This window comes from Clostridium sp. OF09-36 (assembly GCF_003481985.1).
GTDB lineage: Bacteria > Bacillota > Clostridia > Lachnospirales > Lachnospiraceae > Brotaphodocola.
This window is the reverse complement of the sequence record NZ_QUMD01000018.1, coordinates 41,003-62,867: the sequence shown is the minus strand read 5'-3', so window position 1 is coordinate 62,867 and position 21,865 is coordinate 41,003. Positions and strand designations below refer to the sequence as shown.

Sequence of the window (21,865 nt, the reverse complement as noted above, 5' to 3'; positions counted from 1 at the left end):
CGTTACCGACATCATCCCAAGACTCGCTATTATCTGGTTGGCTAAACCTTGGATAAACCGGATTCCCACCGGCTTGACTACACACCCTTAGCTGGGCGCACAACTGGAAGTTGTCAAAGAGAATTGTTCCAGTATTCCACAGTATTGCCATTCACATCATAGAATGTAATGGTTCCCGCATTTATAGGCAAAACAATCGCAAAAGGTTTATTGCTGTCAATGTCAAGCACATGAATTGTGTTGCCGTCATCTATTTCAAGCTGTGTTACCTGTTGCTGATTCATAGAAATAAATGCTCGCTCATTATATCCTTCTACGGTGTACTCGGCAATTCCTCTTTGAACCCCCGAAAGGTTTCCACCCCCACGGAAAAAGTATCCAAAGGAAAGACCAGGGCGGTTGAGATAGACGGAAAAAGAATGGTCACTCAAATCCTGAGGGTAAGAAATATATGCAGCCATCGTGCTGGAAACGCTTCCATCGACCGTCCAATCATCCTTAATCTTCTGCGACGAACGAATATCTGTCTCCAGTTTAGATGAAGTCACGCCGATCTCATTGTTCGTATAAAGAAAACAAACAAATAAAATACAAACAAGAACAACCCCTATCACAATTTTAAGAAATATTTTTTTCACGCTATCAAAACTCCTTGTCAAGTTCCGATTTTCTTAATTCTACAAACTTGAAATTCTACTTCTATTTTTCAATAGCCCTCTCGAATCCCAGATAACGACTTCCCTGGAATGTCAGCTTTCCTTCGTCTCCTTCTGCCAGCATTCCATACTCTTTTCCATATACAGAAAATTCCATCCGATCACCGCTTTCCACCTCAAAAGTAACATAATAAGAGGTGCTGGTGGTAGTATGATACCCGTGAGTTCCTGAAGTGTCTCCTCCAACCGGCTCGTTGTGATGTGTCGTATTCTGTCGCTTGGCAGCCACCCTGGCTTCCACCGTTAAACGGGGAGAATTATTATTTTTATTCCAAGTTCTTATTCCACTTATGAAGGTAAATAGGATCATCCCCAATATCAGTAAAAACATAACTGGAAAAATCAAATCAAATAAATCAAACATCATATTCATAAACTCTCCTCCTGTAACTTCCGATTTACAGCTTCTATTCTACCTTATTCGTATGGCGGCGGGGAATGATCCCCGCTTTGCAATCGCCCGCGCATGGTTGCAGGTTACGCCATCTGTCCACCCTTGTAGCTTTGCAGCCATACACATACAGCAAGGGGGATTTTCTGTTTCTATTCTACCACACATACGTGCTGTCTCATAGAAAATTCAGAGAAAATCTGGGACAAAACCAAACATTATTTTTCTTTCTTTTCTCACCTATCTATTTTCTGTTTCCAAGTACCCGCTTAAACACCGCATAATTGTTTCCACTCGGATTTACTGTTTGCTCCCGCTTCGGACAGTACACGGCAAATTCCACGGTATCAAAATCATATTCAAACTCTGCCAGTACTTCCTTATAAGCTCGTGCCACAACCTCCGGCGGATTCTGGAATGCCCCGCATCCAAAAGTTCCGAGTATCAGCACCTCTGCAGCATTCTCCTTTGCTATGGAAAAAAGACGCTATGCACGTTTTTTATGGATTGCAAGTAGTTCCATCGGCTTAACCGCAATTGCCTTGGATGGCTCCGGGTTCCACTTGTTGTTTGGATTCGGGCGGAGATTTGGGGCTGCAATCGTAATTACATCCAAACTCATTCGCTGACTTTCCGGGAGCATCTGCATTCGGTGATCATCCTTAAAAAACACAACATCTGGTGTGTAGATCGCATCATCATTATAGGTTGTATTCACCTCTCCATTCCGCAGCATGCTATATCGCCTGGTTTCATTAAGTATCACGTCCTTGTTTTGTATCTTGTATATAGAATAGCAGGGATCGTAAAGATAGGAAATGTGATTTTGTGGAATTGGTTGGATGTATCTTTATTATATAGGAAAGCCGTCAGCATCTCTTCCGCTGGCGGCTTCTGTTATCCTTTACTATACAAATTTCACACACAAGCAAGCATTTTTGTATCAACGCCAACTCTTACAAACCGCATATTTAAGCCATTTTTCGATGTGTACAAATCTATTTTTGTACACCTATTTTAGTGTACAAATTTGTATACGAGTGTGCAAAATCTGGTAACGACTTATACTATCTACTCTATAACATCTGCCACAATAAAAACGCAAAGAAAAAGTCCGGAAACCCGCATAAACGCTGGATTCCCGGACTTATATCGTCTTCTATTAAATTGTACTAAGATGTCAATTTTAGAAGCGGATCAAATGCGAAATTCGCATTAGTTACCCATCTGCTTTGCAACTTCCTCTGCAAAGTTCTCCTCTTTCTTCTCAAGGCCCTCACCGGTCTCGAAACGAACGAAGCCCTTAACAGTGATCTTAGCGCCGTTCTCTTTTGCTACCTGAGCAACGTACTGAGCTACGGACTGCTTGCCATCCTCTGCCTTTACGTAGGTCTGGTCTAACAGGCAGATCTCTTTCATCTCTTTGTTGATACGACCCTGGATCATGCCCTGGATTACTTTCTCCGGCTTGGAAGCTTCCTTCGGATCGTTCTGGATCTGAGCCATCAGGATGCCTTTCTCGTGCTCGATGAACTCAGCGCTAACCTCGTCACGGCTGGTGTACTTCGGATTCAGAGCTGCGATCTGCATAGCGATGTTCTTGCCCATCTCTTTTACAGCATCGTTAACAACATCGGTCTCAACGTCAACTAAAACGCCGATTCTGCCGCCAGCATGGATGTAGGATACAACAACACCGTTCTCCTCTACAACCTGTTTGAAACGACGGATGTTCATGTTCTCACCGATGATGGAGATCTGGGAAGACAGAGCCTCTTTTACGGTCAGGGTCTCGTCTGCTGCCCACTTCTCAGCCATGAAGGTATCCATGTCTGCTGCGGTAGTGGTCAGAGCCTGTGCTGCAACCTGTGCAACGTAAGCCTGGAATTTTGCATTCTTTGCAACGAAGTCGGTCTCAGCGTTAACCTCAACAACAACTGCCTTCTTCTCGTCGTCGGTCATAGCGGTTGCTACGATACCCTCTGCTGCGATACGGCCAGCCTTCTTCTCTGCGCCAGCAAGTCCTTTCTCTCTTAAGAACTCTACTGCCTTGTCCATATCACCGTCGGTAGCTGCAAGTGCTTTCTTGCAATCCATCATACCTGCACCGGTCATTTCTCTTAACTCTTTTACCATTGCTGCAGTAACTGCCATTGTTAATTCCCTCCATTTTATATTTTAAAAATTTTGTTTCGTAACGCGAAAATGTGCCTTTGCGCCAAATGCGCATTCAGCGGAGCGTCTTCTTTCACAGGACGAATTTCCCATGAAACTTAAAATGCTCCGGCCTGCATATCCTGCAGGTCGAAGCACCTTATTTCTCGATTAAGCCTCGGTAGTTTCCTCTGCCTCGAATGCCTCAGCAAAGTCAGCCTGAGCCTCACCCTGGTTTGCCTCGATTACTGCATCTGCCATCTTAGCCACGATTAATTTAACGGCTCTGATTGCATCGTCGTTACCCGGGATTACGTAGTCAAGCTCTTCCGGATCACAGTTGGTATCAGCGATACCGATTAACGGAATACCCAGAGTATGAGCCTCCTGTACGCAGATTCTCTCCTTCTTCGGATCTACGATGAAGATAGCGTCTGGCAGTTTCTTCATCTCTTTGATACCGCCAAGGTTCTTCTCCAGCTTCTCCCACTCTTTCTTGATCTCGATAACTTCCTTCTTCGGCAGTACATCGAAAGTACCGTCCTCAGCCATGGTCTCGATTGCTTTCAGTCTTGCGATACGGCTCTGGATGGTCTTGAAGTTGGTCAGCATACCGCCTAACCATCTCTCGTTTACATAGAACATTCCGCAACGCTCTGCCTCAGTCTTGATAGCGTCCTGAGCCTGCTTTTTGGTACCAACGAAAAGGATGGTGCCGCCGTTTGCAGCGATCTCGGATACTGCGTTGTAAGCCTCGTCTACCTTGCCTACAGACTTCTGTAAGTCGATGATGTAGATACCGTTACGCTCGGTGTAGATGTACGGAGCCATTTTCGGGTTCCATCTTCTGGTCTGATGTCCGAAATGAACACCAGCTTCTAACAGCTGCTTCATAGAAATAACGCTCATGTTTGTTTCCTCCATTTGGTTTTTTACTTCCGCCTGCGTCTTGTGCTTCCTCCGGGACCATACGGCACCACCGTCAGAATCAGCAGACGTGTTTTTTGTCAGCCCCACTATGATATCATAACTGCCATGGTTTGACAAGGACTTTTTCGCAAAAAAAGGATAAAAAGAACAGAGAAATTCCGTTCCTTTTATCCTTTCTGGTTTTCTGATACCGGTTTATTTTGACATTTTAATATTTTTCAGTTCATCGAATACCACATCGTTTAAGACCTTAATGTAGGTTCCCTTCATGCCGGAGGATCGGGATTCAATAACACCTGCACTCTCAAACTTGCGCAGCGCATTGACGATCACGGAACGGGTAATGCCGACACGGTCTGCGATCTTGCTGGCTACCAGGATTCCTTCGTTTCCGTCGAGCTCTTCAAAGATATGGGTGATGGCTTCCAGTTCGGAGAAGGATAAGGTACTGATGGCAGATTTTACGATCTGCACTTTTCTGGTCTCTTCTGCGTTTTCTTCATTCACGGAACGCATCATTTCCAGACCGACTACGGTGGTGCCGTACTCACTTAAGATGATATCGTCGATGTCGTACTGCTCGTCACACTTGTAAATGAACAGGGTACCAAGACGTTCTCCCGCAATATCGATCGGGGTGATGATGGCCTGATATTTCTTGACATTCTCTTCTGCGAAGCCAAGTGTTGCGAGGTTTACGTTTTCTTTTGTGGAAAGGATGCTGAGCAGCCGTTCATTCAGCATACGGTCTACAAAGCCGCCAACCTGGTCTTCAATCAATTCCTCAATCTCATCTACACCGGGGCAAAGACCTACGCCAAGAACTTTTCCTTTCTTACTGATCACCAGAATATTGGAAAGAAGGATCTCACTCAGGACTTTGCAGATGTCGTTGAATACCACTTTATGGGAATTGTTGTTATGCAGTAACTTATTGATTTTTCTCGTCTTATCAAGAAGCTGTACACTCATTTCAAAAAACCTCCTCAATTCATTGATATTCGTTTCAAATGTCTTCTCCAATATCTAAATATTAGCACGACTTTAAACAAATAACAAGAGTTTTTTGAAATTTTCAATTAATTTAATCATTGGACTGTTTTTCTTTGATATTTGCAGTATACCCGCACTGTTCATTGGCACAGAGAAGCTTGCTCCCCTTCTCTACCATATAGCTGCCGCATTTCGGACAACGCTCTGCAGATGGCTTCTGCCAGGACATGAAGTCGCATTCCGGATTGTTTTCGCAGCCGTAATAACGTCTTCCCTTCTTGGTCTTCTTGATGACAATGTCTTTTCCGCACTGCGGGCAGGCCACGCCGGTCTTTTCCAGATACGGCTTGGTATTTTTGCAGTCCGGAAAGCCCGGACAGGCTAAGAATTTTCCATGCGGGCCATACTTTACTACCATGTTCCGTCCGCAGACATCGCAGATCACATCGGACACTTCATCGGCGATCTTGACGGACTCCAGTGTTTTTTCTGCTGTGGTAACTGCCTGGTCCAGATCCGGGTAGAAGTTTTCCACGATGGTCTTCCATTTTACGGTTCCATCTGCCACTTTATCGAGAAGCAGCTCCATATTTGCGGTAAAGCTCAGATCCACAATACTTGGGAAGCATTTCTTCATGATGCCGTTTACAGCCTCGCCAAGCTCTGTCACGTAAAGGTTCTTGTTTTCCTTTGTCACGTAGCGTCTTGCCAGGATCGTGGTAATGGTCGGCGCGTAGGTACTCGGGCGGCCGATGCCCTGCTCCTCCATGGCCTTAACCAGGGAAGCCTCTGTATAATGGGCAGGAGGCTGGGTGAAATGCTGGCTCGGCTTTAACTCTGCCAGGTTCAGGATATCTCCGGTCTCCAGCTTGCCAAGGAGTGCATTGCCTGCTTCTTTGTCATCCTCCTGCACATAAACAGACATAAAACCATCAAACGACAATTTGGATGCCGCCAGGGTAAAGAGATAATCGCCTGCTGCCACCTTCACGGATGTGGTGGTGTAAACAGCCGGCTGCATACGGCTTGCGGTGAAACGCTTCCAGATCAGCTGGTACAGACGGAACTGGTCGCGCTGCAAAGACTCCTTCACAATGGTCGGTGTCAGGGTGATATCGGTCGGACGGATGGCCTCGTGCGCATCCTGGATCTTACCAGTGGTTTTCTTTGCCTGATCCTGTTTTAACACATAGTCACCGCCAAAGGTGTGCTCTACATAAGTGCGTGCTGCTGCATCTGCCTCCTCCGCGATTCGGGTAGAATCGGTACGCAGGTAGGTGATCAAGCCAATGGTGCCGTGTCCCTTCACATCTACGCCTTCATAAAGCTGCTGTGCGATCCGCATCGTTTTCTGGGTAGAGAAATTTAACACCTTGGATGCTTCCTGCTGCAGGGTACTGGTGGTAAACGGGATCGGTGGCTTTTTGCTGCGCTCGCCGTATTTCACGTCCTCCACAACATACTCTTTTCCTTCCAGGGCTTTTAAGATCTGGTCCAGCTCTCCTTTTTTGTGAATGGCAATCTTCTCATCCCGTGTGCCATAAAATTTGGCATTTAAAGTTTTTTTGCTGCCCTTCTGGGAAAATTCTGCCTCCAGGTTCCAGTATTCCTCCGGGATAAAGGCTTCAATCTCCTCTTCCCGGTCGCAGATCATGCGCAGAGCCACGGACTGTACGCGTCCGGCGCTCAAGCCACGTTTGACCTTTGCCCATAAAAGCGGGCTGATGCGGTAACCTACCATACGGTCCAGCATACGTCTGGTCTGCTGGGCGTCGACCAGGTTCATATCGATCGATCGCGGAGCCTTCAAAGATGCTTTTACCGCGTTCTTGGTGATCTCGTTAAAGCTGATCCGGTAAACCTTTTTGTCCTTTGCCTCATCCAGCTTTAAAGCCTTCATAAGATGCCAGGAAATGGCTTCTCCCTCGCGGTCCGGGTCCGTTGCAAGATAAATCTTATCTGCTTTCTTCACTTCTTTGCGAAGCTTTGCCAGAATATCGCCTTTTCCGCGAATCGTAATATATTTCGGTTCGTAATCATGTTCAGCGTCAAATCCGAGGCTGCTCTTTGGTAAATCTCTCACATGTCCGTTGGAAGCATCCACCTCGTAGGTGGAACCAAGGAATTTTTTGATGGTCTTCACCTTTGCAGGAGACTCCACAATCACTAAATTATTTGCCATAGCTACTCCTAATACCGGATCTTAGAAAACCGGCATGCGGCTTTCAGATCTTTTTTCCATAATAATGATTCGCCGCGCGAAACACGTATCCCTGCAATTCCAGCTCCAGCAAGATCCCCATACACTCGCTGATGCTCATGCCACACTTCCATGAAATTTCTTCCAGATGTTTCGCCTTGAAATCTAGGCAAGCATACACCATTTTTTCAGGCTTTGCAAGTGCATTTACATTTTTTTCATGAATAATTAACCTTTTTCGGCACTTTACACCGAGGTATTCCAGGATATCATTTGGTGAAATTGCCATATGCGCCCCCTGCTGGATCAGGCGGTTACAGCCTCCGCTTAAATGATCGGTGATACGACCCGGAATGGCAAAGATCTCTTTTCCCTGATCCAGCCCAAATTCTGCAGTGATCAAAGAACCACTCTTTTCTTTTGCTTCGACCACCAGAATGGCATCCGCAAGCCCGCTGATGATCCGGTTGCGCATCGGAAAATGCATCCGGTCCGGCCTGGTATCCAAAGGAAACTCAGAAATAATCCCGCCGTGTTCGATCATCTGTCCGTATAGCTTATAATGTGCAGACGGATAACAGATATTCACACCACAGCCCATCACTCCATAGGTGTCTGCTCCCGCCTTTAAAGCCCCCCGGTGTGCCGCCCCGTCGATTCCAAGGGCCAGACCACTGATGATCTGCGTTCCTTCTTCTGACAGCATCTGGGCAAACATCGCTGCCAGACTCTGTCCATACTCTGAGCAGCCCCTGGCTCCGACAATCGCCACCACCGGCTTCTCCGGTGCCGGAAGCTTGCCCCGGACATACAGTCCCATGGGATAGTCGTAAATCTGCAAAAGCTGGCACGGATACTCTTTGTCCAGTGGTGTGACAAAGCGGATTTCTCTTTCTGCCAGCTTTCCATACTGCTCCATGATGCTTTCTCTCTGCTCTACGGCTTTTAAAAATGCCAGAATCTGTTTTTCCCGTAGAATTCCCGACTCCCGCAAATCTGTTTCTTCTATATTATATAGGCAGGAAAAGCTGCCAAAATATTCTCCCAGCTTTCGGATAGAAACCGCACCCACGTCCGGAATCTGGGTCAGGTAAAACAGCGCCTGCCGTTCCTGTTCCAGTTTTTCTGTTTCTGCCAAATTTTCGCTCCAAAAGGGCTGCTGGCAAATTCTTTCATCTTTTCCAGAATGTTCTCCCAAGATTTCTTCTGGTCTTTCTGCTCCTCCTTCGCTTTCTCTCCTTTTCTCCATCGTTCTCATGCCTCTCCTTCTTTCCCCCAGTAACGCTCCTGCAGATCCCGGTAACCTGCCGCCTCTCTAAGATGTGCCCGCTCGATCTGCTCTTTTCCATCCAGGTCCGCCAAAGTCCGAGCCACCTTCAATATCTTATGACACCCTCTGGCACTTAATCCCAGTCTCGAAAAGATCTGCTGCAGAAAAGCCTCGTCCTCTTCCTTCAAATTACAAAATTTACGGATCTGCCGGATTCCCATCTCACTGTTGGTATAAATGCCGCTCCCGGCATAGCGCTCTGACTGGATCTTTCTGGCAGCTTCAATACGTATGCGGATTTCCTCCGATGATTCATTTACCTGCTCCGTGCGGATATCCCGGTAGGTAACCGGAGCCGCCTCGACACAGATATCGATGCGGTCTAACAATGGCCTGGAGATCTTTCCCAGATACCGCCGCACCTGATGTTCTGTACAGCTGCATTTGGAACGATCTGGATAATAACCGCAAGGACACGGATTTAATGCCGCCGCCAGCATGAAATGCGCCGGAAACGAAAAGCTGCCATTGACGCGGGATACCGTAACCTGATGTTCTTCCAATGGCTGACGCAATATTTCCAGGGTTCGCTTCTCAAACTCTGCCAGTTCATCCAAAAACAGTACACCACGGGAAGCCAGCGATATTTCGCCTGGTTTTGGCCATAACCCTCCACCAGTCAGGGCCTGGGCGCTGATCGTATGGTGCGGTGCCCGATACGGTCTTGTCCCGATCAGAGCATGATCTTTTGGCAGCATCCCACAAATGCTGTAAACCTTAGAAACCTCCAGCTGTTCTTCCCTGGAAAGTGCCGGCATAATGGTCGGGATCCGTCTGGCCATCATACTTTTTCCGCTTCCGGGCGGACCGATATAAAGAAGATTATGTCCTCCTGCCACCGCCACCTCTGTTGCACGCCGCATCAGGCGTTGTCCATTTACCTCGCTAAAATCTACCGAATAGTTTGTATCTGCCGCACAGAAACCCTGGTCTTTTTCGACCCGGAGTTTCCACGTTCCATTTAATAATTCGATAATTTCCTGAAGACTCCGGATACGGACAATGTCCAGACAGTCTGCTGCGACCCCCTCTGCAACATTTTCTTCTGCCAGGAAACAGCGTTTGATCCCGCTTTCTGCCATGGCAAGTACCATGGAAAGCACGCCGCGCACCGGCTTGATGCTTCCATCCAGACCAAGTTCTCCCAAAAAGCCTGTTTCTTTCAAAGAAGAAGGTTCTAAAATTCCATAAGCTGCCAGCACTGCCACCGCCACCGGAAGGTCACACGCCGTTCCCTCCTTGCGCACGTTAGCCGGAGACAGATTCACCGTAATCTTCTTCGACGAAAGGCGGAACCCTGCATTGCGCAGGGCTGTCCGCACGCGCTCCTCCGCTTCCTTCACCTCAGAAGCCAGTGACCCCACCATATAAAAACCAGGCAGGCCGTCACTGACGTCTGCCTCTACCTGGACCACATAGCCGTCAATGCCACGCAATCCTCCGCTGTATACTTTGCTGAACAAAAATAGTCTCCTTTCGTTTTTTGACTCGAATATACCGGGAGATACCACAAAGCGCCACTATTTTCTATCGCAAAATTCGACTTTCATCTTGCAAAGCCTTTTTGCTTCAGAGGTGTAATTTCCTGTAAAATTACCAGACACCTCCCAGCGGAGCGCTTTTTGTTTCATAGGACACCATTTTCTCTGAAATCAGCGGACGCGCCACTGGCGCCTCCTCGATATGCCAGGCAACAAAAAAGACCTGCGCGGCAATGCGCATGCACTACCTGCAGATCTTTTTCTCTGGCACATCATGGAGAGGTCAAAACCACGTCCGCTGATTGCTCTTTTCGATATGAAATTATAACGGAAGGATTCCCAGTACGACTGCAAACAGCATGCAGAGAATGGAGAAGATCCATACATAGCCAAAGGATGCTTTGATATGATCCTTGATATCTACATCTGCCAAGCCAATACCAAGCAGAGTTGCCGGTACCATCGGGCTGATGAAGGTTGCACAGTTACGGCATACAACCATGGCAACTGCGATCGGGAATGCCTCGACTCCGAAGGAAGCGCCAATTGCGATCATAACCGGAAGCATTCCGTAGAAGTAAGAGTCGGTATCGAAGCAAAGTGCTAACGGTACAGACAGGATACCGATTACAAGCGGCAGATGCTGTCCCAGGGATGCAGGGAGGATCATGGAGATAATTCCAGCCATATTGGATACAACCGAAGTTTTCATCATCTCAACACCAGGTTTTGCGATCACTGCTGCGCCATCTGCGTTGAAACCGTAAACCAGAATACCCATTAAAACTGCTGCACCCATCAGGGTAGAGCACATCATCAGGCCGGGCCTGCATGACGGTTGATCATCTTCTTCTGAAGTTTGATCGGGGTGTAGTTAACAAGCAGAGCTGCTGCCACACCAAGCATGAACGGGAAGTAGCTCGGGAACTGATCCCATACTAACATTGCGATAACAGCGATGGTTAAGCAGATGTTGAATGCAAACAGCTTCGGTCTTGCATACTCGTTTTCGTCTGCAGCGTGCTGAGCCTCTTCTGCTGCCTCTTCAGCGCTGGACTCCTGTGCCAGCTTACCATTTAAGCCTGCGCCTCTCTTCTTCTCCTGGATACCTGCAAATACTGCATGTGCCAGGCAGAGAATGATACCAAAGATCTGGATCGGGATCAGTCTGCCCCAGAGCTGTCCAGCCTCCATACCAAGTACGGATGCTGCTCTCATGGTCGGACCTGCCCACGGCATCAGGTTTAATACGCCCATTGCCAGGACTGCTACACGAAGCAGGGTGCTCGGTCTCATGTGCATTTTCTTGTAAACCGGAAGCATTGCCGGAACGACGATCAGGAAAGTGGAAGCGCCGCCGCCGTCTAAGTGACCAATCAATGCGATCAGTGCAGTCATTACAGTTACACCGATAACGTTATCTCCTACATGCTTCATCAGCTTGTTGATGATCACATCAAACATGCCTGCATCGGTCATGATACCGAAGAACAGGACTGAGAATACAAACAGTGCTGCGGTTGGGCCGGTACTCTTGAAACCGCCCTTGATCAGTTCACCGATCTGCTCAATGGAATAGTATCCGCCGATTACCAGGATCAGACCCAGAATAGACGGAAAAATGATGAATGCCATACTCGGCATGGTTTTGCTCTTAAATAAGGTTACAACTAGAGCAACGATACACGCAAAGCCTAAAATACCTACTACTAATTCTGACATATATTCTTTCCCCTATGTAATGTGTATGTGTCATTGTTACTGGGCACGCACGCGTGAACAGTACATGTGTCATTTTAGTTGCCGGACTGACTGGGGATTCCCGGCCTCAGCCAGTCCAAATTATATTTATATCATCAATCAATCCTGGAACTCATACTCTTTGATCTCACGTACTACATCAAGTACAGTGCCGTCACGGCTCTCGATGATACCAACTACACGGTCACCAAACTGTACCGGATCCGGCTCGCCTACGATCGCATATGCCTTATCACGCAGTTCCTCAATGGTGCAGAACGGAAGCTTGACATCCTTCATGCACTCGATCAGGTCCTGTCTGCGCGGGTTGATGGCAATACCGTAATCCGTGATGACAACATCTACGGTCTCACCCGGAGTTGTTACGGTAGTAACGTTGGTGCAGATTGCCGGGATTCTACCCTGCAGGAGCGGTGCGATGACAATGGTGCACTTTGCGCCTGCTGCAGTATCCGGATGTCCGCCCTGGGCACCGGTGATCATACCGTCGGAACCTACGACTACGTTACAGTTGAAGTTTACATCGACCTCCAGGGAAGCCAGGATAACAAAGTCAAGTTTGTTGACGTAAGCGCCCTTATTGAACGGATCTGCATACTCGGATGCAGAGATCTCGATGTGGTTCGGGTTGGTCTTGATGGACTCAATTGCGCCCATATCGAAATCCTGAGTATCTACGATCTTGTCGATCAGGCCCTTTGCAAGCAGGTTGCACATCGGGGTGGTGATACCGCCAAGGCCAAGGCCCATCTTAATGCCACGCTCTTCCATGATCTTTCCAAGGGAGATCGTGGATGCGATGGATGCGCCGCCAACACCGGTCTGGTAAGAGAAGCCATCCTTGAAGTACGGAGTGTTGATCACGAACTGGGTGCAGTAATCTGCCATCATGATCTTACGGACATCGGTGGTCGGTTTTGCTGCACCGGTTGCGATCTTAGCCGGGTTACCGATTTCGTCTACCACGCAGACAAAGTCTACCTGGGTCATGGAGATGCTTGCCGGAATGTTCGGGAACGGAACGAGGCAGTCGGTGATTGCTACCACACGGTCTGCATACTGTGCGTCTACCATTGCGTAAGATAAAACGCCGCAGTCACTCTTTCCGCCATTTGCTCTCATGTTGCCGTATTCGTCACAGGTCGGAGCACCGATGAATGCGATGTCGATATGAACTTCGCCGGACTCAATAGCTCTGACACGTCCACCATGGGAACGCATGATTGCGATATCTCTTAATTTACCGGTGGAGATAGCCTCACCAATCTTACCGCGCACACCAGAAGACTGGATGCCAACAATGGTGCCATCTTCAATGTAAGGAACGATTGCATCGTTTGCCTTACCTAAAGAACTTGCGCAGATGGTGATTCCCTTAATGCCCATGTTGTGGATCTCTTCCATTACCATGTTTACCACATAGTCACCCTCACGGAAGTGATGGTGGAAGGAAATGGTCATGCCGTCTTTGATCTCACATTTTACCAGTGCATCGTGAATGTTCTCTACGATCTTGCTTCTCTTCGGGTCCATCATGGTGTGTGCCTTCGGAGCTGCTTTCTTATACTCGTAATTGTCGTAAGCGTAAGCACCCTTGAATGCTTCCTTACCGGTTGCTTTTAATACCTCTTCCGGGATTTCTCGTCCTACTGCATTGATCATCTTATAAATCCCCCTCATATACACCTGATGCTTTTGCCAGGGCAATTGTTCTCTTTGCGCCGTCGTAGAATGCGATATCGATCATCTTACCGTCTACGGTAAATACGCCGATACCCTGTGCCTTCTTCTCATCAATTTCTTTGACAACCTTCTCTGCGAAGATGATTTCCTTCTGGGTTGGAGTGAAGACTCTATGTACCACATCGATCTGACGCGGGTTTACCAGAGATTTTCCGTCAAAGCCCATCATCTTGATCATTCTTACTTCTTCCTCAAACACATCCATCGCATCGAGGTTAGTGAATACGGTATCCCAGCACTGTACACCAGCTGCTCTTGCAGCGATGATCATCTGCTGTCTTGCACCCTGCAGCTCTACACCGGTTCCGGTGATCACGGTCTGCAGATCTTTGGTGTAGTCACCACCTGAAAGTGCGATACCGATCAGACGGTCAGAAGACTTACAAACCTCAAGTGCATTTAAGACGCCTTTGCAGGACTCCAAAGCTGCCATTAACAGGTAGAACCTTCCGGTCTTCCGAACTCTCTCTCGGCTGCCAGTACATGCTCCTCTACGGTGTGAACATCCTGCGCGGTCTCAGTCTTTGCGATACGGATGGTATCAGCGCCGCCTGCTACGCAGACACGGATATCTTCCTTCCAGTGCGGGGTGTCCAGTCCATTGATGCGGACAACACGCTCAACTCCGCGGTAGTCGATCTCCTGCAGTGCATGATACAGAGAGTATCTTGCAGCATCTTTCTGGTTCTCTGCTACTGCATCCTCCAGATCCAGCATAATAGAATCCGGTTTGTAGATGTATGGATCCTTAATGAGACCCGGCTTCTGGCAGTTTAAGAACATCATGGAACGTCTCAGTCTTTTCTTATTCGGATGGCTCATTATTTAATTACACCTCCCCATGGAAGATTTTCAGTGATATCGTTGGAACGGTATACTGCACACTCAACACGTGCCTTTAAGGTGCAGTCCAAAGCACCCTTGTCCACAACGGTTATCTTTGCGTTTGTTACGTCCAGACGGTTTAAGGTCTCAAGGACGGTTGCTTTGATCTGCTTTCCAAACTGATGGATCACACTGCTCTCGATGGAAAGCTCAACAGTACCATTTCCCGGCTCTACGGTAACCTGGGCATCGCTGGATTCCAGGGTACCTGCCATGGCAGCTTTCTTTACTTCCATTTTTTTCCTCCTTTTGTCCGAAGACAATCAATACTTGATTCGCCGTATGTTTTTGCTATCACACACCGGTTTTTTGTTCTCCCACAGTGTATCACTTGAAGTACAATCTTTCAAATACTTAAATTATTATAGTGGATATAATTTTCGCTCTATGGCTTTTTTGTTTTTGATAATTTTTAACCTATAGCGCACTAATAAAAAAGTTATATCAATTCAAACAAGGTCACGCAATTGAATCAAAGCCCTTTTTATGCTATGATAGATAGAAATATTACCACTCCTGTCGCTCACGATCTTATGTGCAGACAGGCACAGAAACGGAGTCTTTCCTATGAATATCAAGCACGCCCAGTATATGCTGACGGTCATGCAGGAAGGCAGCATCACCGCAGCAGCCAAAAAACTTTATATTTCACAGCCATCTTTAAGCCAGATGATCAAGCTTGTGGAGACCAACCTTGGAACCGCGATCTTTAACCGTTCCACTGATTCCATTACCCTGACCTATGCCGGTGAGAAATATATCGAAGCAGCTAAGCAGATCCTTACTATCAACAACAACCTGCAAAAAGAGATCGATGAAATCAATCACGAAGATCATGGTTCCTTAAAGCTTGGAATTCCGGTGCAGCGTGCCATGCAGGTACTTCCTTATGTATTGCCCCGCTTCATGAAACGGTACCCTTATGTGGACATCGATCTGCACGAACACGGCTCTTCCATCACAGAATCCATGCTTCTGGAAGGCGCTATTGATCTTGCCTGCATTACTACTTATCCCAAACATGAAGAATTGAATTATATCCTGATCGAGGATGAAGACCTGGTTCTTCTGACCAGCCGTAATACCAACCTAGCTAAGCGAATTCCCTCCGGAACTCCGATTGAGATCAGCGAAGCAAAAAATGAGAATTTTATCTCCAGCAAGGAAGGACATAATGTCAGCACAGTCCAAAAGCAACTTTTCGCCACCTACGACATACAGCCCAAAATCCTCTTAAAAACTACAAGCATTGAAGTCGGTAAACGTACCGCCATCGCCTGTGACGCTGTGATGATCTGTCCGATCAACTACATCAAAATGTCCCCGGAGCTGTATCCGTACTGTGCCGTTTACCCGATCAAGGGCATTGAGAACCAGCGGAGCTTTTACCTTTGCCACCGGAAAGACTTATATCTCACAAAATATATGCGCGATTTCATCCATATTCTGACCGAAGTAGAAAAACCATTCCTGCATGGAACTGTGTTTTCTGATACCAAGTGAATTTTGTAAATCAAAAAAAGAATTCTTCCCACTATATCCTGCCATTGGGAAGAATTCTTTTTATTTTAATCCAGGAAGGACCGGATGGTCTTCGGTGTACGGTAGTTCCAGGTGGAAATCTTGATTCCGCTCCGGCGGCTTGCCGCATGAACGATCTGGCCGTTTCCGATATACATGGCTACATGATTGACGGTTCCTTTGCTGTTGGTATAGAAGATCAGGTCTCCCGGGCGCATCTCGCTGGACTTAACGGAGCGGCCTGTCTTTGCCTGCTCCCTGGAGGTCCGCGGAAGGCCCACGCCTGCCACATGGCTCAGCACATACTTCACAAATCCAGAACAGTCTGCACCGGTATGCGGGTCATTGCCGCCCCAGACGTACCGTCCGCCCACAAACTGCAGTGCATAGTTGACTACCTGGCTGCGCAGGGATGCAGACTGGTTTGCTTTTTCCTCAAGCGGTGAGAATTTGATCGCTTCGTTTAAGGCATAACGCACCTCGACGTTATTATCGCGTGTGGAAATATACGCATTATCGGCTGACTCGCCGCTATCACCGTCGCCGGTGTCCAGCTCGATTTCGACCCAGCCGTCCAGCTGGGAAACTACATTGTAGCGCTCTTCCTTGGAAATCTGGGTCCAGATCTTCGCATCGGTGTTCGGCTCTGCCCGGACATTTAAGCGGTCAGTGGTTACGATCGCCATTAAGGAAGCTGCCCCGACTGCCAGGTCCTTTGCCTCCTGCCCTACTGCTACATACTGCGGATCTGCCGTGATATAGCCAGTAATGGAGCCGGACTTGATCTTGTACCAGCCATCCAGCGTCTCCAGGATTTCACCTGCTGCCTGCCCCGGGAATTTACCGATAATGTTTGCAGAGGAATCGGTACTCGGTTCCTTGCGGATGTTTAAGTAGTTATTGACCTTAGAAATGACCAGATTGTCGTACTGGTTCAGTGCCATTGTCTTTAAGTCCAGCTTGCGGGCTTCATTTAAGGCATATTCCACGGTGACATAATCTGCGGAAATATAGCCTTCCTCAATTTTCACCCAGCCATCCTGCTCGTCTTCAACCGGATAGCGTTCATCCACAAGTGCCTGTCCTACTACATTAGCCGGATCTAACACTGGCTCCTGGCGGATATTCAGCTTATCGGTCTGGATGATGGCCATTTTCGTAACGTAATCCAGTGCCTTCGTGCGGGCTTCCTCCCCGCTGATCACATACTGGTTATGAATATAACCCTCAATGCCGCCGGATGTGATATGGTCCCAGTCACCTTCCGTACCTAAGATCTCGCAGGCACTGTTCTGCTCCAGTTTTCCAATGATATTGCCATCGGAGCCCGGCGTTTCACGGACATTTAAATAGCCAGAAACCTGCACCAGCCCAAGATTCTGGTAGGAATCCACAACTGCCTGCTTCTGGGCCAGCTCTTCACTGGCCGCCTGTGCTTCTGCGTCAATGGACAGCGCCTCTTCCCCACCGGCATCCGCCTGCCTTGCATTAGATGCAGTGGCATCCGCTGCCGCATCACCGGAATTTCCGGCCGGAACCGGAAAGCCCCCTTTCTTTGCGAAGATTACGATACACAAAGCCAGAAGGAGCAGGAGAACCCCGATGCCTGCATAATGCAGGTACTTCGCTCTCTTTCTGCGCATTCTGGCTCTTTTTAAGATCTGGTTATAGTCTTTCTTTTCTTCAGACATGGTATTTCTCCTCATTTAAACTGTATTTCAGTATAACATACCTTGCCTGATATTTTAAGTGATAGATGTGAAAAAAGTATTAATTTTCTATCACAGTTGTTACCATATCTGTTACAGCTTTAGGAATCAGCCTCGTTCTGTGCTGCTTTCGCCTTCGCAAATGTGATGATCATGTCAGCTGTAGCGTCTGGTCCAAGTACGGAACTGTTGATGCACATATCGTAGCTTCTGGAATCGCCCCATTTTTTACTGGAATAGTAATTGTAATAGCTGGAACGCTTTTTATCGGTCTTCACCATGATGTCCTTTGCCTTTGCATCGTCCACGTTGTACAGCTCCTTGATGCTCTTTAATTTGTCCTCATCGTTTCCGGTGATAAAAACAGATACGGTGTTCGGATCGTCTGCCAATGCATAATCGGCACACCGGCCTACAATAACACAGGATTCTTCCTTCGCCAGCTTCTTGATCGTTTCAAACTGCGCCAGAAAGATTTTGTGATTGATCGGCATATCCATATACGATGAAGTCGTATACCCGAGAGAGTATGTATCCATGACCAGGGAATATAAAAAGCTGCTGGTCGGTTTTTCGTCATGTGTCTCGAACAGTTCCTCACATAAACCGCTTTCTTTTGCCGCTCTGGTTAGAAGTTCTTTATCGTAGCACTTTACACCAAGCTTCTCGGCAATTTTCTGACCGATCATTTTACCGCCGCTTCCACACTGTCTTCCGATTGTAATAACAAGATTTCCCTTCATACGATCTTCTCCTTTCAGCATCCACATGATGTAATTCTTTTTATTAATTAGATTATAGCACAAAAAGCGTAAATAGTATAGGAACATTTTGAGGCTTTTTGTCTATTTTCAGAATATTTTTTAATCATTTTCCAGCTTCCGCAAAAGCTTTTCAAAGTATTCCGGAAGCGGTGCCTGAAATTCCATGTATTCTCCTGTGGACGGATGAATGATTCCAAGCACTCCTGCATGCAGTGTCTGGCCCTGAAGTCCGGAAAATGGTACCTTCGCCGGTCCATACACCTGATCGCCAAGAAGCGGATGCCCGATACTCGCCATGTGTACCCGGATCTGATGCGTCCGTCCCGTCTCCAGCTGGCATTCCACAAACGTAAAACGCCGGAAACGCTTCAGCACATGGTAGTGCGTGACTGCCTCTTTTCCGTTTTTCTGGTTAATGCTCATCTTCTTGCGGTCCACTGGGTGACGTCCGATCGGGGCATTGACCGTACCCTCGTCCTCTTTGATCACACCATGAACGATCGCATAATATTTGCGGGTAATGGAGTGTACCTTCAGCTGTTCGGCGATCGCATTGTGCGCTTTGTCATTTTTGCAGACGATCAGGACGCCGGTGGTGTCCATATCGATGCGGTGAACAATTCCCGGACGCATCACGCCGTTGATCCCGGAAAGCTCATCTTTGCAGTGATACATCAACCCATTTACCAAAGTTCCGGTATAGTGGCCGGCTGCCGGGTGCACTACCATCCCTTTTGGCTTATTGACCAGAATAATGTCTTTATCCTCGTACAGGATATCCAGATCCATAGGCTCTGCCTCGATCTCTGGCTCTACTGCGTCCGGAAGCTCCAGGAAAATCTGGTCATTTTCAGAAAGCTTATAGTTACTCTTGACTGTTTTTCCATTCACCGTAACGCCGCCATCTTTTAAAAGCTTCTGGAGATAGGAACGAGTCAGGTCTGCAAGCTGTTCACTTAAATATTTATCGATCCGCTGTCCTGCACCGGACTGCACTGTCAGTTCGTAGGTCACCGGCGTTCCCCTTTCTTCCACTCAAAGATTGCCAGATCCTCCTCTTTATAATAGAAGCAAAGGAAAACCAGCAAAGCTGCGGTTGCTGTGGTCACATAGATATCTGCCACATTAAAGATCGGGAAATCGATCAGCTTAAAATACAAAAAGTCCACGACATACCCCTGGCTTGTGCGGTCTACCATGTTTCCCAGTGCCCCTGCTGTGATCAGGATCGTACAGATCCTAAGAGCAGTATAGCGCAGATTACTCCAGCCCGGCATGCGCCACATCACATAAATAGCGGCAGCCAGCACAACTGCCCCGATCAGGAAGAAGAAGCCCTGCTTTCCCTGCAGCATGCCGAACGCAGCGCCGCGGTTTTCCGAATACAAAAGCTCGAAGACTCCGTCCAGGATCACGAAAGGAGTCTTGCCTTTTAAGTGAGCCACCGCCAGAAGCTTGGTATACTGGTCTAAAAGCACCAGTGCCAGGCTTAGTGCTGCCCAGGAAAGCAAGTTAAATCCCTTTGTCTTCATAAAGCTCCTCCCATCAGAAGATCCAGACTCTGTTCCATCTGCTCATCGGTTACCGTGCGGTCAATGAACGCTTCACCGATCCGGTGGAGCAGGATAAACTTGATTTTTCCGGAATCCATCTTTTTATCGTTCTTTGTTGCAGCGATCACCGCCTCTTTTGCAAGTCCGAAATCCTTGATAGAAACCGGAAGCCCGAATTCTTCAAATACATTCCGGATCTGTACTGCCTCATCCATGGTGATCTCTCCACGCCCGGCAGAAAGATACGCTGCAGCTATACTGCCAAGAGCTACACATTGTCCATGAAGCAGTTTAAAATCCATCAGCTTTTCGATGGCATGTCCCAGCGTATGCCCAAAGTTTAAGATTCCGCGGATTCCCTGCTCGGTCGGATCCTGCTCAACCACATCGCGCTTGATCCGGCAGCTGATGAGGATCATCTGCTCGCAGATCGACAGGTCTCTTGCAAGAATTTCTTCCCGGTGCTCCTGCAGCCATTCGTAGTAACCGGCATCCATGATCAGACCGTGCTTGATGACCTCGCCCATACCGCAGGCAAACTGCTCCTCTGTCAGCGTCAAAAGACTGGCTGCCGCCGTGTATACAAGCTGCGGCATATGGAAGGCCCCTACCATATTTTTGTAGGCATCAAAATCTACCCCTGTTTTTCCGCCAATGCTGGAATCCACCTGGGAGAGCAGCGTGGTCGGCACCTGGATAAAGCGGATTCCTCTTAAATAAGTGGCAGCCGTAAAGCCGCAGAGGTCTCCTACCACACCACCGCCGAGTGCCACCAGCATATCATTCCGGTCATAATGATTCTGGATCAGGAACTCATACAGCTTGCGCACGGTATCCAGGTTCTTGTTCTTTTCCCCGGCCTCAAACACAAAGAGATGCACCTCCTTGCAGACCGGCTCCAGCTGGCGGATCACCGTCTCACTGTAAAGCTCTGCCACAGTGCTGTCTGTCACCACACAGAGTCTTCTCTCCTGCACGGAAAGAGCTGCAACCTCCTTCCCCAGCTTGTCATAATTTTCCTCCATTACAATATCATAAATGGGCTTTCCATCCCGGTGTACTGTCATACGATCGCTCATGGTGTCTGTACTCCTCTTCACATTGTTGAATCTGTAATATAGAATTTATATAAAGAAATACAGACAATTCTTCCTCAGTCCGTCGGAAAATTGTCTGTACCCCTGTTCCTTCTTCTCAAAAGGTATGTAACCTGCTCTTGTCTGCTTATTATAAACGGATATTCAGTCCTGATATATCCAGCGCGCCGTTTCCGATTATTTCCTGGAAATCGCCGGAAAGCTCTACGGATTCCGGTGTAGCAATAAAGATATAGCTGGAAATCTTCTGGAGGTTTCCGTTCATAGAGTAAGTTGCACCGGACGTAAAATCGATGATACGCTGTGCAACCTCTGTGTGGATTCCTTCCATATTCAGAACTACTGCCTTGCCGGCCAGCAGATAATCACAAATTTCTCTTGCGTCCTCAATGGAGGTAGGCTTTACCATGGATACTTCCATGCCGCGCTTCATTGGAACTACTTTAGAAGAACGAGAGAAAAATCTAGGTTTTTCATCGCCCCCGTCATCGTAACCTTCTGAATCATCACGTGCCGGGAAACGTCCCCTTTTGGCAGGCTTTTCTGCCTCATAATCGTCATCCGGACCAAAGTATTCTTCGTCCTCTTCCGGACTAAAGCGCATGGTATCCATCAGTTTGCTCAAAATGCTCATAAC

The 21,865-nt window shown here is 47.8% G+C and carries 23 protein-coding genes and 1 pseudogene; 1 reads left to right on the top strand and 23 read right to left on the bottom strand.

Going from position 1 to position 21,865, the window contains the following annotated elements:
* Positions 1–113: 113 nt before the first annotated feature.
* The 17 genes and pseudogenes from DXA97_RS13480 to citD all read right to left on the bottom strand — a co-directional run bounded on the left by DXA97_RS13480 (position 114) and on the right by citD (position 14,820).
* Entirely contained in the window at positions 114–638 is a 525-nt protein-coding gene (locus DXA97_RS13480; protein ID WP_118543074.1) for a hypothetical protein, read from the bottom strand.
* A 61-nt stretch (positions 639–699) separates the two neighbouring features.
* Entirely contained in the window at positions 700–1,080 is a 381-nt protein-coding gene (locus DXA97_RS13475) for a DUF2500 domain-containing protein (RefSeq protein WP_118720684.1), read from the bottom strand.
* Positions 1,081–1,351: 271 nt separating this feature from the next.
* A complete protein-coding gene (locus tag DXA97_RS13470; RefSeq protein WP_118720666.1) occupies positions 1,352–1,558 on the bottom strand; it encodes a hypothetical protein in 207 nt (68 codons plus the stop codon).
* 36 nt (positions 1,559–1,594) lie between these two features.
* Positions 1,595–1,843, bottom strand: coding sequence for a hypothetical protein (locus tag DXA97_RS13465; protein WP_118720664.1), 249 nt, complete (start codon positions 1,841–1,843; stop codon positions 1,595–1,597).
* Between the two features lie 479 nt (positions 1,844–2,322).
* Entirely contained in the window at positions 2,323–3,261 is a 939-nt protein-coding gene (gene tsf / locus DXA97_RS13460) for a translation elongation factor Ts (protein ID WP_118543077.1), read from the bottom strand.
* A gap of 171 nt (positions 3,262–3,432) precedes the next feature.
* Positions 3,433–4,170, bottom strand: coding sequence for a 30S ribosomal protein S2 (gene rpsB, locus DXA97_RS13455; protein ID WP_147561182.1), 738 nt, complete (start codon positions 4,168–4,170; stop codon positions 3,433–3,435).
* A 216-nt stretch (positions 4,171–4,386) separates the two neighbouring features.
* A complete protein-coding gene (gene codY, locus DXA97_RS13450; protein ID WP_118543079.1) occupies positions 4,387–5,163 on the bottom strand; it encodes a GTP-sensing pleiotropic transcriptional regulator CodY in 777 nt (258 codons plus the stop codon).
* 112 nt (positions 5,164–5,275) lie between these two features.
* A complete protein-coding gene (gene topA / locus DXA97_RS13445) occupies positions 5,276–7,366 on the bottom strand; it encodes a type I DNA topoisomerase (protein ID WP_118720662.1) in 2,091 nt (696 codons plus the stop codon).
* A 43-nt stretch (positions 7,367–7,409) separates the two neighbouring features.
* The gene (gene dprA, locus DXA97_RS13440) at positions 7,410–8,522 is read right to left on the bottom strand and encodes a DNA-processing protein DprA (protein ID WP_243107661.1); all 1,113 of its coding nucleotides are present in this window, start codon (positions 8,520–8,522) and stop codon (positions 7,410–7,412) included.
* 116 nt (positions 8,523–8,638) lie between these two features.
* Entirely contained in the window at positions 8,639–10,177 is a 1,539-nt protein-coding gene (locus DXA97_RS13435) for a YifB family Mg chelatase-like AAA ATPase (protein WP_118720660.1), read from the bottom strand.
* 130 nt (positions 10,178–10,307) lie between these two features.
* Positions 10,308–10,436, bottom strand: a complete 129-nt coding sequence (locus tag DXA97_RS21620) for a hypothetical protein (protein ID WP_279221176.1) — start codon at positions 10,434–10,436, stop codon at positions 10,308–10,310.
* Between the two features lie 81 nt (positions 10,437–10,517).
* On the bottom strand, positions 10,518–11,012 hold the full coding sequence (locus DXA97_RS21000; RefSeq protein WP_243107660.1) for a citrate transporter: 495 nt from the start codon (positions 11,010–11,012) through the stop codon (positions 10,518–10,520).
* Positions 11,012–11,917 carry an SLC13 family permease gene (locus DXA97_RS20995; protein WP_243107659.1) on the bottom strand — a complete coding sequence of 302 codons (906 nt, stop codon included), beginning with the start codon at positions 11,915–11,917 and terminating at the stop codon, positions 11,012–11,014. Before DXA97_RS20995 ends, DXA97_RS21000 begins: the two co-directional genes overlap by 1 nt.
* Positions 11,918–12,055: 138 nt before the next feature.
* Positions 12,056–13,618, bottom strand: a complete 1,563-nt coding sequence (gene citF / locus DXA97_RS13425; protein WP_118720658.1) for a citrate lyase subunit alpha — start codon at positions 13,616–13,618, stop codon at positions 12,056–12,058.
* A 1-nt stretch (position 13,619) separates the two neighbouring features.
* Positions 13,620–13,865, bottom strand: coding sequence for a hypothetical protein (locus tag DXA97_RS20990; RefSeq protein WP_243107662.1), 246 nt, complete (start codon positions 13,863–13,865; stop codon positions 13,620–13,622).
* A gap of 27 nt (positions 13,866–13,892) precedes the next feature.
* Positions 13,893–14,482 (bottom strand): annotated as a pseudogene (locus DXA97_RS13420) (aldolase/citrate lyase family protein); the annotation flags it as partial.
* Positions 14,483–14,520: 38 nt separating this feature from the next.
* Positions 14,521–14,820 (bottom strand): citrate lyase acyl carrier protein, encoded by a 300-nt coding sequence (gene citD / locus DXA97_RS13415; RefSeq protein ID WP_118720656.1) that lies wholly within the window; start codon positions 14,818–14,820, stop codon positions 14,521–14,523.
* A 331-nt stretch (positions 14,821–15,151) separates the two neighbouring features.
* Here citD and DXA97_RS13410 point away from each other — a divergent pair, with 331 nt between their 5' ends.
* Positions 15,152–16,087, top strand: a complete 936-nt coding sequence (locus DXA97_RS13410; protein ID WP_118720654.1) for a LysR family transcriptional regulator — start codon at positions 15,152–15,154, stop codon at positions 16,085–16,087.
* Positions 16,088–16,152: 65 nt separating this feature from the next.
* Here the strand turns inward: DXA97_RS13410 and DXA97_RS13405 are convergent, their stop codons facing one another.
* The 6 genes from DXA97_RS13405 to sepF form a co-directional block, all read right to left on the bottom strand.
* On the bottom strand, positions 16,153–17,796 hold the full coding sequence (locus DXA97_RS13405; RefSeq protein WP_182436898.1) for a C40 family peptidase: 1,644 nt from the start codon (positions 17,794–17,796) through the stop codon (positions 16,153–16,155).
* A gap of 119 nt (positions 17,797–17,915) precedes the next feature.
* Positions 17,916–18,578, bottom strand: coding sequence for a cytidylate kinase-like family protein (locus DXA97_RS13400; RefSeq protein ID WP_347561622.1), 663 nt, complete (start codon positions 18,576–18,578; stop codon positions 17,916–17,918).
* A gap of 99 nt (positions 18,579–18,677) precedes the next feature.
* The gene (locus tag DXA97_RS13395) at positions 18,678–19,592 is read right to left on the bottom strand and encodes an RluA family pseudouridine synthase (RefSeq protein ID WP_118720680.1); all 915 of its coding nucleotides are present in this window, start codon (positions 19,590–19,592) and stop codon (positions 18,678–18,680) included.
* A complete protein-coding gene (gene lspA, locus DXA97_RS13390) occupies positions 19,589–20,110 on the bottom strand; it encodes a signal peptidase II (protein ID WP_118720648.1) in 522 nt (173 codons plus the stop codon). The genes DXA97_RS13395 and lspA overlap by 4 nt, the downstream gene beginning before the upstream one ends.
* Entirely contained in the window at positions 20,107–21,210 is a 1,104-nt protein-coding gene (aroB, locus tag DXA97_RS13385) for a 3-dehydroquinate synthase (protein WP_118720646.1), read from the bottom strand. The genes lspA and aroB overlap by 4 nt, the downstream gene beginning before the upstream one ends.
* Positions 21,211–21,358: 148 nt before the next feature.
* The gene (gene sepF, locus DXA97_RS13380; RefSeq protein ID WP_118720644.1) at positions 21,359–21,862 is read right to left on the bottom strand and encodes a cell division protein SepF; all 504 of its coding nucleotides are present in this window, start codon (positions 21,860–21,862) and stop codon (positions 21,359–21,361) included.
* Between the last annotated feature and the right edge of the window lie 3 nt (positions 21,863–21,865).